This is a genomic window from Teichococcus globiformis (assembly GCF_042646265.1).
Lineage (GTDB): Bacteria > Pseudomonadota > Alphaproteobacteria > Acetobacterales > Acetobacteraceae > Pseudoroseomonas > Pseudoroseomonas globiformis.
In genome coordinates this window covers 699519-713176 of sequence record NZ_JBHRTN010000018.1, presented here as the reverse complement: position 1 = coordinate 713176, position 13658 = coordinate 699519, and the positions used below count along the sequence as shown (strand labels likewise).

General features: G+C 68.5%; 12 protein-coding genes. 6 read left to right on the top strand and 6 right to left on the bottom strand.

Annotated features, from left to right (window positions below):
* Positions 1-26: 26 nt before the first annotated feature.
* The 4 genes from ACFOD4_RS17590 to ACFOD4_RS17575 form a co-directional block, all read right to left on the bottom strand.
* Positions 27-785, bottom strand: a complete 759-nt coding sequence (locus tag ACFOD4_RS17590; RefSeq protein ID WP_379598489.1) for a DUF2076 domain-containing protein — start codon at positions 783-785, stop codon at positions 27-29.
* A gap of 135 nt (positions 786-920) precedes the next feature.
* On the bottom strand, positions 921-1352 hold the full coding sequence (locus tag ACFOD4_RS17585) for a CoA-binding protein (protein ID WP_379598487.1): 432 nt from the start codon (positions 1350-1352) through the stop codon (positions 921-923).
* A gap of 12 nt (positions 1353-1364) precedes the next feature.
* Positions 1365-1826 (bottom strand): hypothetical protein, encoded by a 462-nt coding sequence (locus ACFOD4_RS17580; RefSeq protein ID WP_379598486.1) that lies wholly within the window; start codon positions 1824-1826, stop codon positions 1365-1367.
* Between the two features lie 73 nt (positions 1827-1899).
* Positions 1900-3009: an S-(hydroxymethyl)glutathione dehydrogenase/class III alcohol dehydrogenase gene (locus tag ACFOD4_RS17575; RefSeq protein WP_379598484.1), complete on the bottom strand. Its 1110-nt coding sequence runs from the start codon at positions 3007-3009 to the stop codon at positions 1900-1902.
* A gap of 119 nt (positions 3010-3128) precedes the next feature.
* Between ACFOD4_RS17575 and ACFOD4_RS17570 the strand changes: the two genes are divergently transcribed.
* From ACFOD4_RS17570 to ACFOD4_RS17560, 3 genes are all read left to right on the top strand, one after another.
* Positions 3129-3929 (top strand): S49 family peptidase, encoded by an 801-nt coding sequence (locus tag ACFOD4_RS17570; RefSeq protein WP_379598483.1) that lies wholly within the window; start codon positions 3129-3131, stop codon positions 3927-3929.
* Positions 3930-4003: 74 nt separating this feature from the next.
* Positions 4004-5260 carry an aminopeptidase gene (locus tag ACFOD4_RS17565; protein WP_379598482.1) on the top strand — a complete coding sequence of 419 codons (1257 nt, stop codon included), beginning with the start codon at positions 4004-4006 and terminating at the stop codon, positions 5258-5260.
* Positions 5251-6075: an acyltransferase gene (locus ACFOD4_RS17560; RefSeq protein WP_379598481.1), complete on the top strand. Its 825-nt coding sequence runs from the start codon at positions 5251-5253 to the stop codon at positions 6073-6075. The genes ACFOD4_RS17565 and ACFOD4_RS17560 overlap by 10 nt, the downstream gene beginning before the upstream one ends.
* 196 nt (positions 6076-6271) lie before the next feature.
* Here the strand turns inward: ACFOD4_RS17560 and ACFOD4_RS17555 are convergent, their stop codons facing one another.
* On the bottom strand, positions 6272-6676 hold the full coding sequence (locus ACFOD4_RS17555; RefSeq protein WP_379598480.1) for a ketosteroid isomerase-related protein: 405 nt from the start codon (positions 6674-6676) through the stop codon (positions 6272-6274).
* A 108-nt stretch (positions 6677-6784) separates the two neighbouring features.
* On the opposite strand from ACFOD4_RS17555, the gene ACFOD4_RS17550 reads away from it, so the two are divergent.
* The 3 genes from ACFOD4_RS17550 to ppdK all read left to right on the top strand — a co-directional run bounded on the left by ACFOD4_RS17550 (position 6785) and on the right by ppdK (position 12617).
* Positions 6785-7663 carry a glycine--tRNA ligase subunit alpha gene (locus tag ACFOD4_RS17550; RefSeq protein ID WP_379598479.1) on the top strand — a complete coding sequence of 293 codons (879 nt, stop codon included), beginning with the start codon at positions 6785-6787 and terminating at the stop codon, positions 7661-7663.
* A gap of 86 nt (positions 7664-7749) precedes the next feature.
* Complete coding sequence (gene glyS, locus ACFOD4_RS17545) at positions 7750-9933, top strand: glycine--tRNA ligase subunit beta (RefSeq protein ID WP_379598477.1); 2184 nt, start codon at positions 7750-7752, stop codon at positions 9931-9933.
* Positions 9934-9947: 14 nt separating this feature from the next.
* Positions 9948-12617, top strand: coding sequence for a pyruvate, phosphate dikinase (gene ppdK, locus ACFOD4_RS17540; protein WP_379598476.1), 2670 nt, complete (start codon positions 9948-9950; stop codon positions 12615-12617).
* Positions 12618-12827: 210 nt separating this feature from the next.
* Here the strand turns inward: ppdK and ygfZ are convergent, their stop codons facing one another.
* A complete protein-coding gene (gene ygfZ, locus ACFOD4_RS17535; protein WP_379598474.1) occupies positions 12828-13643 on the bottom strand; it encodes a CAF17-like 4Fe-4S cluster assembly/insertion protein YgfZ in 816 nt (271 codons plus the stop codon).
* Positions 13644-13658: the final 15 nt, after the last annotated feature.

Genomic DNA, 13658 nt, shown 5'->3' with positions numbered 1-13658 from the left:
AAGCTCCGGTGGGCCTCGACCCGACGTCAGATCTCGTCGTCGAAGCCGCCATCATCGGCAAATCCGCCATCGTCGGCGTAACCGGTGTCGTCGGCATAGCCGGCATTCTCGGCGTGGGCGTCCTGTCCGCCATCGGCCGCCGGATCAGTCCAGGGGCTGGAAGCACCGACCGCTTCCTCACCGAAGGCACCAGCTTCATTGGCCATGCCTGTGGCGGCCTCGGCCGCGCCACCGCCCGAGAACATGTTCATCAGCATGTTGCCCATGATCATGCCGCCGGCAACGCCGGCCGCGGTGGTCAGCGCCGAGCCCAGGAAGCCCGATCCGCCGCGGCCCTGCTGCATCATCCCGGGATTCATGCCCTGGGGCGGCATTACAGGCTGCGGGCGCGGGCGCATTGGCATCGGGCGCTGCGGCTGCTGCTGGCCGCCGCCGAACATGCCGCCGAACAGCCCGCCACGCGCCGGGGCCTGCTGGGCCTGCTGCGCCTGCGCCTGGCTGTTCTCCAGCTGCCATTCCAGCTCCTGGATACGGTTCTGCGCCTGAACCAGGGCGTGCTCCTGCACGAAGGCGGTCTGGGTCAGACGATAGCGCGCCTCGGGGTAGCGGGCGAACAGGTCGCCGATCAGGCGGTCGGCCTCCGGGTCCACGGGGGGCAGGGGCGGGCGCGACTGGGTAGCGGGCACGCTGCTGCCGCCCCAGGGCGAGGGCGCGGCCTGTGGGGCGGAGACCCCGGCCATGCGCTCGACAAAGGCGGAGATGATGCGGCGTTCTTCTTCGGTCATGTCCGATCCCCGGGAGGGGCCTTTCCAGACAGTGGCGTCATTCCGCGCCGGGGCCGGAGCTCCAGTGCGAGCCAACGATCTGGACCGGCCCGCCAACGCTTTCAAGAGGAAAATTACAAATCGGACATGTGAGACTCAGGCGCCGAGCGAAAGCCTCAACCTGGGCCATTCAATGGCCGGGCAGCGATCCATCACCGCGATCAGCCCGGCGGCGCGGGCGCGTTCCGCCGCCGCGTGGTCCACCACGCCGAGCTGCATCCAGACGGCCTTCGCTCCGAGACGAATCGCCTCGTCCACCACGCGCCCGGCTTCCTCCGAGCGGCGGAAGATGTCCACAAGGTCGAGCGGTCCCGCCTCCTCCAGGCTGGCCACCACCGTCGCGCCATGCAGCCGCTGACCGGCCAGGCCGGGATTGACCGGCGTGACGTCGAAACCCCGCCCGACCAGGAAGCCCGTGACCTCGTGGGAAGGGCGTGCGGGATTGGCCGAGGCACCGACCACGGCGATGCGGCGCGTGTTCAACAGCAATTCACGGATCGTCTCGTCGTCCAGACCGTCGGTTGCCATGGGAGAACTCCTTCAGCTGCGGGGCGCGCGGTGCAGGATGCGCAGCGTTTCACGATCCAGGACCAGGAAGTAGCTGCGCTTGTCCGGCCCCTGGGCGTCCTGCACCTCCCACAGTCCGTCTTCAAGCCGCGCACCGGTGATTTCAACGAAGCCGCCGCGCTTCAGGGCTGCCTCGATTCGGCGGAACTCCTCATCCGTGGCCTGGCGATCCTCCTCGTCATCCGCCACGAGCCGGTACTCTCCCGGGGTCAGGCGGATATCGCGCTCACGGCCCTGGGCGTCGTGGGCATCGTCCACGGACCAGATGCCCCCATCCAGCCCGATCTCACCCCAAGAGGAGAAGCCATGGCCGCGCAGCACCTGCTCAATCCGGTCGCGCTCGGCCGCCGTGGGGGCACGGTCCTCGGCGCCAGCCGTGAGCGATGCCAGCAGCAGCGGCAGCGCCAGCACGGCGCGCAAGGTGCGGGATGTCATGGCGCGGGCTCCGTAGGCATGGAGCAGCGGGAACGCGGGGCGGCGCGGGATGGTTCCCCGCCGCCGCCGCGCCTCAGTACACGACGACGCCGCGGATGCTCTCGCCACGGGTCATCAGGTCGAAGCCCTCGTTGATCTTCTCGAGCGGCATGGTGTGGGTGATCAGATCGTCGATGTTGATCTTGCCGTCCATGTACCAGTCGACGATCTTCGGCACGTCCGTCCGGCCGCGTGCCCCGCCAAAGGCCGACCCGATCCAGCGCCGCCCGGTGACCAGCTGGAAGGGACGGGTGGAGATCTCGGCACCGGCCTCGGCCACACCGATGATGGTGGAGACGCCCCAGCCCTTGTGGCAGCATTCCAGTGCCTGGCGCATCAGCTTGGTGTTGCCGACGCACTCGAAGGAATAGTCGGCGCCGCCTCCGGTCAGCTCCACCAGGTGGCCGACCAGGTCGCCTTCAACCTCCTTCGGGTTGACGAAATGCGTCATGCCGAAGCGGCGCGCCATCGCCTCGCGCTCGGGGTTGATGTCCACGCCGATGATCTTGTCGGCGCCGACCATCCTGGCGCCCTGGATGACATTCAGCCCGATGCCGCCGAGGCCGAACACCACCACGTTGGAGCCCGGCTCCACCTTGGCCGTGAACAGCACCGCGCCGATGCCGGTGGTGACGCCGCAGCCGATGTAGCAAACCTTGTCGAAGGGCGCGTCGGGGCGGATCTTGGCCAGGGCGATCTCCGGCACCACCGTGTGGTTGGCGAAGGTCGAAGTGCCCATGTAGTGGTGGATCGGCTTGCCCTTGCAGGAGAAGCGGCTGGAGCCGTCCGGCATCTGCCCGCGCCCCTGGGTGATGCGGATCTTCTGGCACAGATTGGTTTTGCGGCTGAGGCAGTAGTCGCATTCGCGGCATTCCGGCGTGTAAAGCGGAATGACGTGATCGCCTGGCCGCAGGCTGCTGACGCCGGCGCCGACCTCCAGCACCACGCCCGCGCCCTCATGCCCGAGGATGGCGGGGAAGATGCCCTCCGGATCAGCGCCCGAGAGGGTGTACTTGTCGGTGTGGCAGAGGCCGGTGGCCTTGACCTCGACCAGCACCTCGCCGGCGCGGGGGCCTTCCAGATCGACCTCCTCGACCGAAAGCGGCTTGCCGGCCTCCCAGGCGATGGCGGCGCGTGTCTTCATGGCGGCGGCTCCTCTTGGCGAAAACCGCGCTTCTCCTCGCATGCCGCGGCACGGGACGAAAGGGGCGCTTGCCGCCGGGCCTGGGCGGGGCAATCTGATGGATCATGCAGATCCCGTTCATGAACCGCGCCCCCCGTGTGGCGCTGGTCCGCCTTTCCGGCATCATCGCGGCCCGTGGCGGCGGCTTTCCGCCCGGGGGCGGCGGCCTCAACATCCAGTCCCTGGGGCCGGTGCTGGACCGTGCCTTCGGGCTGAAGCGGCTCCAGGGGGTGGTGCTGGCCATCAACTCCCCCGGCGGCTCGCCGGTGCAATCCAGCCTGATCGCGCAGCGCATCCGGCAACTGGCCGAGAAGCACAAGGTGCCTGTTGTCGCCGTGTGCGAGGATGCGGCGGCCTCAGGCGGCTACTGGATCGCCTGCGCGGCGGACGAGATCGTGGCCGACCCGTCCTCCATTGTCGGCTCGATCGGCGTGATCTCGGCCAGCTTCGGGGTGGAAGGGCTGGCGGAAAAGCTCGGCATCGAGCGGCGGGTCAACACGGCGGGCGGCGAGAAGGCATTTCTCGATCCCTTCCGTCCGGTGGAGCCCTGGCAGCAGGAGCGGCTGGAGGAACTGCTCGGCGGGCTGCACGCGGAGTTCAAGGGCTGGGTGCGCGGACGGCGCGGCAGCCGCCTGGCCGCGCCCGAGGAGGAACTCTTCACAGGCCGCTTCTGGACCGGGCGGGAGGCACTGCCGCTCGGACTCATCGACCGGCTGGGCGACGCGCGGGGCGAGATCGAGCGCCGGTTCGGCGACAAGGCGCAGGTGGTGCCGCTGGGCGCCAAGAAGCCGCCCTTGCCGATGCGGCTGCTGCGCGGCGCCATGGCGGAAGCGGAGCACCGGCTGGAGGAACGCTCGGCCTGGGCGCGCATCGGGCTGTGATCCGCGGCGCTTGACAGGCGGCGGGGCGGGGGTGGCAATCCCCGCTCAGCTTTGCACGCCGAAGGAGCGCCCCCATGGACCAGCACCAGCCCGACACCAGCACCGCCGCCGATCCGCGCCTGGACAAGCTGGCGGAGATTGCCGTGCGGGTCGGGCTGGGCGGGCTGCATCCCGGGCAGGAATTGTTGATGACGGCGTCCATTGAGGCGCTGCCCCTGGTCCGCCGCATCACCGCCGAGGCCTACAAGGCCGGCGCATCGCAGGTGACGACGTTCTTCTCCGACGATGAATCGACCCTGGCCCGCTATCGTCACGCCCCCGACGCCAGCTTCGACCACGCGCCGGCCTGGATGTTCGAGGCCATGGCCAAGGCCTTCGAGGGCGGCGCCGCGCGCCTGGCCATCGTCGGCGACGATCCCAATCTGCTGGCCGAACAGGATGCGGAAAAGGTTTCGCGCAGCAACCGCGCGCGGTCCAAGGCCTACCGCCCGGCGCTGGAGCTGATCACGGCGTCCGCCATCAACTGGACGCTGGTGCCTTTCGCCTCGCGCGCCTGGGCGCGCACGGTGTTCCCGGACCTGTTGCCGGACGCGGCGGTCGCGAAGCTGTGGGACGCGCTCTACAGCAGCACCCGCGTCGATCGCGCCGACCCTGTGGCGGCCTGGGCCGAGCACAACGCCGCGCTGATGGCCCGGCGCAGGATGTTGACCGAGCGCCGCTTCCGCGCCCTGCACTTCAAGGGCCCGGGCACCGACCTCCGCGTCGGCCTGGCCGATGAGCATGTCTGGATGGGCGGCATCTCCAAGGCGCGCAACGGCATCACCGGCAACCCCAACATCCCGACCGAGGAGGTGTTCACCACCCCCCATGCCGCGATGACGGAGGGCACCGTCGCCGCCACCAAGCCGCTGGCCCATGCCGGCACGCTGATCCGCGACATTCGCGTGCGCTTCGAGGCCGGCCGGATCGTGGAAGCACATGCCTCGACCGGGGAAGGCGTGCTGCAGAAGCTGATCTCGACCGATGAGGGCGCGCGGATGCTGGGCGAAGTCGCGCTGGTGCCGCATTCCTCGCCCATCTCGCAGAGCGGGCTGCTGTTTTTCAACACACTGTTCGACGAGAACGCGGCCAGCCACATCGCGCTCGGCCAGGCCTACAAGAAGTGCTTCACCGATCCGGAAAGCATGACCGATGAGGTGTTCGCCCGGCGCGGCGGCAATTCCAGCCTGATCCATGTGGACTGGATGATCGGCTCGGCCGCCATCGACGTGGACGGCATCGGCTTCGATGGCAGCGCCACCCCCGTGATGCGGAAGGGTGAATGGGTCTGAAGCCACGCCGGCTGGGGCCGGAGGAGGCCGCTTCCCTGCTGAGGTCTCACCCACGCTTGGCGGGCGGGCTGCCAGAGGGCTTCTCGCTGCCCCTCTTCGCCGAAGGTGCGCTGGAGATCGGGCTGGACGGTGCCGACCCTGCCGAATTGAAGCGGTACGGTATTGTGGCGGAGGGGCCGCGCACCCCGGGCAACCGCCTGCTGCTGGAGGCGGAGGCGCCTTTCGCCGAGTTGCGGTTGCGCTTCGGCCGGGCCGATTGCGGGGACAACCTGTTCGCGGTGGGCGGCTGCACCGCGGGCAGCCGGTTTCAGCTCAAGCTGGCTGGCAGCGGGCATCTCTTTGTTGTCGGCGGCGGCAAGGGGCGGCATGCCCTCACCGTATCCCTGCGCACGGGCAGGGCGCTGTTCCTGATGGGCCGAGACTCGTCCAGCAATGGCGGCAATGCCATGGTGGAAGGGCCGGGACAGGTGATCATCGGCGATGACGCCATGTTCGCCGAGGGCATCAACATCCGGAACGCCGATTCCCACGGCATCGTCGATCTTGCCACGGGCGAGCAGGTGAACCTGCCGGAGGATGTGGCGATCGGCCCGCATGTCTGGTTGGCCGCCGGCGCCACGGTGATGAAAGGCGTGACGGTGGGGCGGGGGTCGATCGTGGCGGCCCAGGCCATGGTGACGCGCGACGTGCCACCCTGCAGTCTGGTGGCAGGCGTCCCGGCGCGGCTGATCCGGGAGGGAGTATCCTGGACCCGGCAGTCACGGCCCGATGCGAAGCGGGTGGCGGCGCTGCGCGGCAGCCTGGGTTATGGCTGAAGCCGGCCAAGGGCAGCGATGCCCATCGAGCTAGCCTGGCAAGGGACAGGGTTTCCTGCGTCCGCGACTTGTCGGTGCATGCCGCATGCGTTGCGCTCCCGAGACAGGGCGCTGGCATCAGCCCCGCGGATGCGGGCTCAAAGGCCTTGGGCCTTGGTAGGGGGTTCGGGAGGGGGGCAAAGCTCTCCCGAAAAACTCAGCCGCCCACCTGCCGCACCCAGTCCGCCAGGTTGTAGGTGTTGGAAATCCGGGCGATGCGTCCGCCATGAACCTCGAAAAAGGCACCGGCAGGCAGGATGTAGCCCTGGCCGGCCGCCTCCGGCAGCCCGGCATCGGTGGCGAGGTAGGTGCCGTGGACGGTGAATTCCGCGGCGGCGCGCCGCCCGGTGCCGTCGGTCAGCACCACGATGTCCCGCAGCTCCTCGCGGTAATGGCGGTTCATCCGCTGCATGAAGGTGCGGAAGGCCGGAATACCTCGCTCGCGCTCTCCTTGGTTGATGTCGTGGATCACATTTTCGTCCAGGAGTGCGAGCATGCCCTCCACATCCCCGGCGTTAAAGGCGGCATAATAGGAGCGGATCAGGGATTCGGTGGTGGTCATGCCGTGCGGCGCCCTTCCTTGCCGGGGGAGTGAGCGACGTCTTATGCTGCGGCGCGCAACAGGGCCGCAAGCCCGACACTGACTTCCATCATACCGAGATGCCGCCGCATGAGCCAGTTCACCGGGAAGCCCCTCAGCTTCCAGGACATCATCCTGACCCTGCACCGGTTCTGGGCGGCCCAGGGCTGCGTCATCCTGCAGCCCTACGACATGGAAATGGGTGCCGGAACCTTTCATCCCGCCACCACGCTGCGCGCCCTGGGCCCGCAGAACTGGAAGGCGGCCTATGTGCAGCCCTCCCGCCGGCCCTCCGATGGGCGGTATGGCGAGAACCCCAACCGGCTGCAGCACTACTACCAGTATCAGGTGATCCTGAAGCCGAGCCCGGCGGACCCGCAAGCGCTGCTGATCGAGAGCTACCGGGCACTGGGCATCGATCCCACTCTGCACGACATCCGCTTCGTCGAGGATGACTGGGAAAGCCCCACCATCGGCGCCTGGGGCCTGGGCTGGGAGGTGTGGTGCGACGGCATGGAGGTGACGCAGTTCACCTATTTCCAGCAGGTCGGCGGCATCGCGGTGGAGAAGCCCTGTTCCGAGCTGACCTACGGGCTGGAGCGGCTGGCCATGTACATCCAAGGCGTCGAGAACGTGTATGACCTCGACTTCAACGGCCAGGGCGTGACCTATGGCGACGTGTTCCTGCGCGCCGAGAAGGAATACAGCGCCTTCAACTTCGAGCACGCCGACACGGCGCTGCTGTTCCAGCACTTCAAGGATGCGGAGGTGGAATGCGCCGCGCTGGTGGAGAAGCGGCTGGCTCTGCCGGCCTATGACCAGTGCATCAAGGCGAGCCACACCTTCAACCTGCTCGATGCGCGCGGCGCCATCTCGGTGACGGAGCGGGCGAGCTTTATCGGGCGTGTCCGTACCCTGGCCAAGGCCTGCTGCGAAACCTGGCTGAGCGAGGGCACGGAGCGCGGCTGAGCCCCAACCCCCAGCCTTCCCGCCTTGCCGGCGCCCCATTCCGGCGCCAGCCTCCTTTCCGGCCCCGACGATAAGGCCCCGCCCTGATGCCCGAACTTCTGCTCGAACTGTTCTCCGAGGAAATTCCCGCCCGCATGCAGGCCCGTGCGGCTGAGGATCTGGCACGGCTGCTGGGTGAGGCGCTGAAGGGTGCGGGGCTGAAACCCGAAGGGCTGCGCACCTTGCACGGTCCGCGCCGACTGACACTGGTGGCGGAGCTGCCCGCCGGCACAGCGGCGGTGGAGGAGGAGCGGCGTGGCCCCCGCGCCGACGCCACAGGCCCGGCGCTGGAAGGTTTTCTGCGCTCCACAGGCCTGTCGCGCGAGCAGCTTGAAACCCGCGAGGTCAAGGGCACGGCCTATTTCTACGCGGTGATCCGGCGGCCGGGCCGGCCCACGCCCGCCGTGCTCGCCGAGATCATTCCCGCCCTGCTGCGGCGCTTTCCCTGGCCGAAATCCATGCGCTGGGGCGGCACCAGTAACTTCATCTGGGTGCGGCCGTTGAAGCGCATCCTTTGTCTGTTCAACGGAGCGGTGGTGCCCTTCACCCTGGCCCAGGGCGATGATGACGGCCATGGGCTGGCCTCGGGCGCGGTCACAGAGGGTCACCGCATCCTGGCGCCGGGTGAATTTTCAGTGACCGGGTTTGCCGATTACGCGGCGCAACTCGGCGAGCGGCGTGTGGTTATCGACCCCGCGGAGCGTGCCAAGCTGGTGCGTGACGGTATTGCGGCCTTGGCGGCTGCCGAGGGAGTCGAGGTGGTGCCGGATGAAGGGCTGATTGCGGAGGTCGCCGGGCTGGTTGAATGGCCGGCGCCGCTGCTGGGCCGCATCGACGGCGCCTTCATGGACCTGCCGGCCGAGCTGATGCGCACCACCATGCGAGTGAACCAGCGCTACTTCGCCCTGCGCCACCCGGATGGCACAGCCGCTCCGTTCTTTGCCGTGGTGTCCAACATCGAGGCCCGCGATGGCGGCCGCGCGGTGGTGGAGGGCAATGAACGTGTGCTGCGCGCCCGCCTGTCCGACGCCCGCTTCTTCTGGGATCAGGATCGCCGCCAGAAGCTGGAGGATTACCTGCCGAAGCTTGCCGGAGTGGTGTTCCATGCAAAGCTCGGCACCCAGGGGCAGCGCGTGCAGCGCCTCGAGCGGCTCGCCGCTTGGCTGGCACCGAAGCTGGGCGCCGATCCGAAGCTGGCCGCCCGTGCCGCGCGGCTCGCCAAGGCCGATCTGGCGACCGGACTGGTGGGCGAGTTCCCGGAGCTTCAGGGCATTATCGGCCGCTACTACGCGCTGAAGGATGGCGAGGACCCGCGCGTGGCCGAAGCCGTGGCGGCGCATTACCGCCCGATGGGTCCCGGTGACGCCGCTCAGGCAGAGCCGGTCTCGATGGCGGTGGCGCTGGCGGACAAGCTGGACCAGTTGGCGGGCTTCTTCGCGGCGGATGAGAGGCCTACCGGTTCGGGCGATCCCTACGCGCTGCGGCGCGCGGCGTTGGGCGTCATCCGCATTCTGCGCGAGAACGGGCTGCGGCTCGACCTGGGCGATGCGCTTGCCGAAGCCTTCTTCGGCTTTCCGCAGGCGGTCGGCAGCACCGCCAGCCCCGAATTCGGCATGGCGGTGGCGCAGGATGCGATGAAGGAGGGCTTCCAGCCCGACCCGAGATCGGATCACCCGCCAATGGTGGCAGCCTTCGCCGCCGGGCTGCTCGACTTCCTGGCCGACCGGTTGCGGGTACAACTCCGTGCCGAGGGCGAGCGGCACGACGTGCTGGCGGCGGTTCTTCCCAACGGAAGAACCGCGGGCGGCGGTGGCGACCTGGTGCGCCTGCTGGCCCGGGCCACCGCCCTGCGCGGCTTCCTGGAAGGTGAGGACGGCGCCAACCTGCTGGCCGCCTACAAGCGGGCGGCCAACATCCTGCGCATCGAGGACAAGAAGGACGGCCCGCACCGGCCGGAAACCGATGCGGCCCTGTTCTCCGCGGAGGAGGAGAGGGCGCTTTCCGCCGCGCTGGACATGACGCTTCCCAAGGCGCGCGCCGCTCTTGCCGCCGAGGATGACGCCACCGCCATGGCGGCACTGGCTGAGCTTCGGGCACCGGTGGATGCCTTCTTCGACAAGGTTGTGGTCAATGACGCCGATGCGGCGATCCGCCGCAACCGGCTGGGGCTTCTGGCCCGCCTCCGGGACGCGATCGACCAGGTGGCGGATTTCTCCAAGATCGAAGGCTGAAGGGGACGCTAGGGATGCAGAAGTGGGTGTACGGCTTCGGCGCCGGTCGCAATGACGGCAAGGCCGAGATGCGCAACCTGCTGGGTGGCAAGGGCGCCAACCTGGCCGAGATGGCCTCGATCGGGCTGCCGGTGCCGCCTGGATTCACCATCACCACCGAGGTCTGCACCTACTACTACGAGCATGGGAAGCAGTATCCCGAGAGCCTGAAGGCCGACGTGGCGGAGGCTTTGGCGCGCATCGAGGAGGCGGTCGGGCTGAAGTTCGGCGACGAGGCCAAGCCGCTGCTGGTTTCGGTCCGGTCCGGCGCTCGCGTCTCCATGCCGGGCATGATGGACACGGTGCTGAACCTCGGCCTGAACGACCGCACGGTGGAGGGGCTGGCCGGCGCCTCCGGCGACCCGCGCTTCGCCTGGGACAGCTACCGCCGCTTCATCCAGATGTACGGCTCGGTGGTGCTGGGCGTCGACCACCACCGTTTCGAGGAGATCATCGAGGACGCCAAGCTGGACAAGGGGGTCACGGAGGATACCGGGCTTACCGCCGAGGACTGGCAGCAGGTCGTGACCCGGTACAAGGCGATGGTCGAGGAAGTGCTGGGCCAGCCTTTCCCGCAGGAGCCGGAGGCGCAGCTCTGGGGCGCGATCGGCGCGGTGTTCGGCTCCTGGATGAACCAGCGCGCCAACACCTACCGCCGGCTGCACGACATCCCGGCGGGGTGGGGCACGGCGGTGAACGTGCAGGCCATGGTGTTCGGCAACATGGGCGATGATTGCGCGACGGGCGTATGCTTCACGCGTGACCCGTCCACCGGCGAGAACATCTTCTATGGCGAGTACCTGATCAACGCCCAGGGCGAGGATGTTGTGGCCGGCATCCGCACGCCGCAGCCCATGTCTAGCGCGCGTGCCAAGCCTGGCGAGCGCTCCATGGAAGAAGCCATGCCCGCCGCCTATGCCGAGCTGGTGCAGGTCCGTCATACGCTCGAGAAGCACTACACGGACATGCAGGACATCGAGTTCACCGTGCAGCAGAACAAGCTGTACATGCTGCAGACCCGCAACGGAAAGCGCACCGCCGCGGCCAGTCTGAAGATCGCCGTGGACATGGCGCAGGAAGGGCTGATCGACGAGGCCGAGGCGATCCGACGCGTCGCTCCCGGCTCTCTCGACCAGCTCCTGCACCCGACGCTGGACCCGGAAGCCAAGCGCACGGTGTTGTCCAAAGGCCTGCCGGCTTCTCCCGGCGCGGCCTGCGGCACGGTGGTGTTCTCCGCTGACGAGGCCGAGGCGCGCGCTGCCAAGGGCGAGAGCGTGATCCTGGTCCGGATCGAAACCTCGCCCGAGGATATTCATGGAATGCACGCCGCCAAGGGCATCCTGACCACGCGCGGCGGCATGACCAGCCACGCGGCGGTGGTGGCCCGCGGCATGGGTCGCCCCTGCGTCGCCGGTGCCGGCGGCGTGGTGGTGGATTATCACAGCCAGCAGCTCTCGGCCGGCGGCAAGACCATCCAGGCGGGGGAAACCATCACCCTCGATGGCGCCACGGGCGAGATCTTTTTGGGCGCCGTGGCGATGGTGGAGCCGAAACTGTCCGGTGACTTCGCCACGCTGATGGGCTGGGCCGACAAGATCCGCCGCATGAAGGTGCGCGCCAATGCCGAAACGCCGCTCGATGCCGACACGGCGAAGAAGTTCGGCGCCGAGGGTATCGGCCTGTGCCGCACCGAGCACATGTTCTTCGACCCTGAGCGCATCGGCGCCGTGCGCATGATGATCATGTCCGAGAGCGAGGGCGGGCGGCGCGACGCGCTGGCCAAGCTTCTGCCTTTCCAGCGCAAGGATTTCATCGAGCTGTTCCGCATCATGGCGGGCCTGCCGGTGACCATTCGCCTCCTGGACCCGCCGCTGCACGAGTTCCTGCCGCATCGGGAAGAGGAACTGGCCGAGGTGGCGCAGAGCCTCGGCGCCGACCTGGCCGCCATGAAGCGGCGTGCCCTGGATCTGTCGGAAGCCAATCCGATGCTGGGCCATCGCGGCTGCCGCCTTGGCGTGACTTATCCCGAGATCTACGAGATGCAGGCCCGCGCCATCTTCGAGGCGGCGGTGGCAATCGCCAAGGAGTCGGGCGCCGCGCCGGTGCCCGAGATCATGATCCCGCTGGTCGGCACGAAGAAGGAGCTGGAGATCACCCGCGCGCAGGTGGACAAGGTGGCGAAGGAGGTCTTCGCCGAGGCGGGCACCACCATCGAATACCTGGTGGGCACCATGATCGAGCTGCCGCGCGCGGCGCTCACCGCGGATGCCATTGCCGGCGCGGCCGATTTCTTTTCCTTCGGCACCAACGACCTGACGCAGACCACCTTCGGCCTGTCGCGCGACGATGCCGGCAAGTTCCTGCCCTACTATGTCGAGAAGGGCATCCTGCCGAAGGACCCGTTCGTTTCCATTGACCCGGAAGGTGTCGGCGCGCTGGTGGAGATCGCCAAGCAGAAGGGGCGGAGCGTGAAGCCGGACCTCAAGCTCGGCATCTGCGGTGAGCATGGCGGCGACCCGGCCTCGATCCAGTTCTGCGAGGCCACTGGACTCGACTACGTGTCCTGCTCGCCCTATCGCGTGCCGGTAGCGCGGCTGGCGGCGGCCCAGGCAGCGCTCTCGGGCGGGTCCGACCGGACGGCCTGAGGGGAAGCAACACACTGGGGTGCGTAAAACCACCCCAAGGTGCCGACAGTCACGGCCTTTCGGGCGCCGCACGCCCTCGGAGCAAGGTCTGTGGCCCTGCTTTTCGATCGAGCCCGGTCAAGCGCCGTGCCCAATGGCAGGCTCGATCCGGGTTCGACGCTGTCACCCCGGCCGGGGCCCCGGGGTGGCCGTCCCCTCCTGACGGCATGCTCAGTCCGCTTTCTCCGGAAGCCTCATCCATCCCGGTACCGAAGCGTGCAGCGTCGCCTCTCCGCACGACAATTCCTCGCCCACGGGCACGGCGAGGCGGATCAGGGCCAGTCCGTGTCCCCCGATGCCGGAGCGCATCTCCCCCACCTCGGCACCTTGCCGCAGGATGGGGGTTCCCGGGGCGGGCAACGGGCCATCGACCCGAACCGGGAAAAGGCGCTTCTTGAGCAGGCCGCGATACTTGGTCCGGGCAGTCAGCTCCTGGCCCATGTAGCAGCCCTTGCTCCAGGACACGCCGTGCAGCTCGTCGAAGCCAGCTTCCAGCAGCACGGATTTCTCGGGCTCCAGATCCGGTGCGCCATCCGGCAGCCCAAGCGCAATGCGATGCGTCGCGTAGTCGCCGACGGTGCCGTGCGGCGCTTCGCCGGGGGGGAGCAGGGCGCGCCAACCGGCTTCGGGAAGGCGGGGATCCGCGGCGGCGATGCCTACGGGCATGGCCGAATCGCCCCACCCTGCCCAGACCGCAAGGCCCTCGGCCGCGGTCAGCGCCACCCTGGAGCGGAGCCGGAAGCGGGACAGGCGCTGGATCAGCATGTCGCGCTGGCTCGCCTCGGCATCGATCAGCAGGCGTCCGTCCTCGGCAAACAGAAAGAAGTCGGCTAGCCACTTGCCTTGTGGCGTCAGCAGTGCGGCCCAAACGGCGCGACCGGGCGCGGCCTCGGTGACATCGTTGGAGACGAGTCCCTGGAGAAAGGCAACGCGATCCTCCCCGGTGATCTCGATGACGGTGCGGTGGGTCAGGGCTGCGATCGGCATGGCAGAGATTTTGGC

What these genes read in the sequence shown, in the direction of transcription:
- ACFOD4_RS17590 (WP_379598489.1), bottom strand. Translation starts at nt 785, where the DNA reads ATGACCGAAGAAGAACGCCGCATCATCTCCGCCTTTGTCGAGCGCATG.
- ACFOD4_RS17585 (WP_379598487.1), bottom strand. Translation starts at nt 1,352, where the DNA reads ATGGCAACCGACGGTCTGGACGACGAGACGATCCGTGAATTGCTGTTG.
- ACFOD4_RS17580 (WP_379598486.1), bottom strand. Translation starts at nt 1,826, where the DNA reads ATGACATCCCGCACCTTGCGCGCCGTGCTGGCGCTGCCGCTGCTGCTG.
- ACFOD4_RS17575 (WP_379598484.1), bottom strand. Translation starts at nt 3,009, where the DNA reads ATGAAGACACGCGCCGCCATCGCCTGGGAGGCCGGCAAGCCGCTTTCG.
- ACFOD4_RS17570 (WP_379598483.1), top strand. Translation starts at nt 3,129, where the DNA reads ATGAACCGCGCCCCCCGTGTGGCGCTGGTCCGCCTTTCCGGCATCATC.
- ACFOD4_RS17565 (WP_379598482.1), top strand. Translation starts at nt 4,004, where the DNA reads ATGGACCAGCACCAGCCCGACACCAGCACCGCCGCCGATCCGCGCCTG.
- ACFOD4_RS17560 (WP_379598481.1), top strand. Translation starts at nt 5,251, where the DNA reads ATGGGTCTGAAGCCACGCCGGCTGGGGCCGGAGGAGGCCGCTTCCCTG.
- ACFOD4_RS17555 (WP_379598480.1), bottom strand. Translation starts at nt 6,676, where the DNA reads ATGACCACCACCGAATCCCTGATCCGCTCCTATTATGCCGCCTTTAAC.
- ACFOD4_RS17550 (WP_379598479.1), top strand. Translation starts at nt 6,785, where the DNA reads ATGAGCCAGTTCACCGGGAAGCCCCTCAGCTTCCAGGACATCATCCTG.
- glyS (WP_379598477.1), top strand. Translation starts at nt 7,750, where the DNA reads ATGCCCGAACTTCTGCTCGAACTGTTCTCCGAGGAAATTCCCGCCCGC.
- ppdK (WP_379598476.1), top strand. Translation starts at nt 9,948, where the DNA reads ATGCAGAAGTGGGTGTACGGCTTCGGCGCCGGTCGCAATGACGGCAAG.
- ygfZ (WP_379598474.1), bottom strand. Translation starts at nt 13,643, where the DNA reads ATGCCGATCGCAGCCCTGACCCACCGCACCGTCATCGAGATCACCGGG.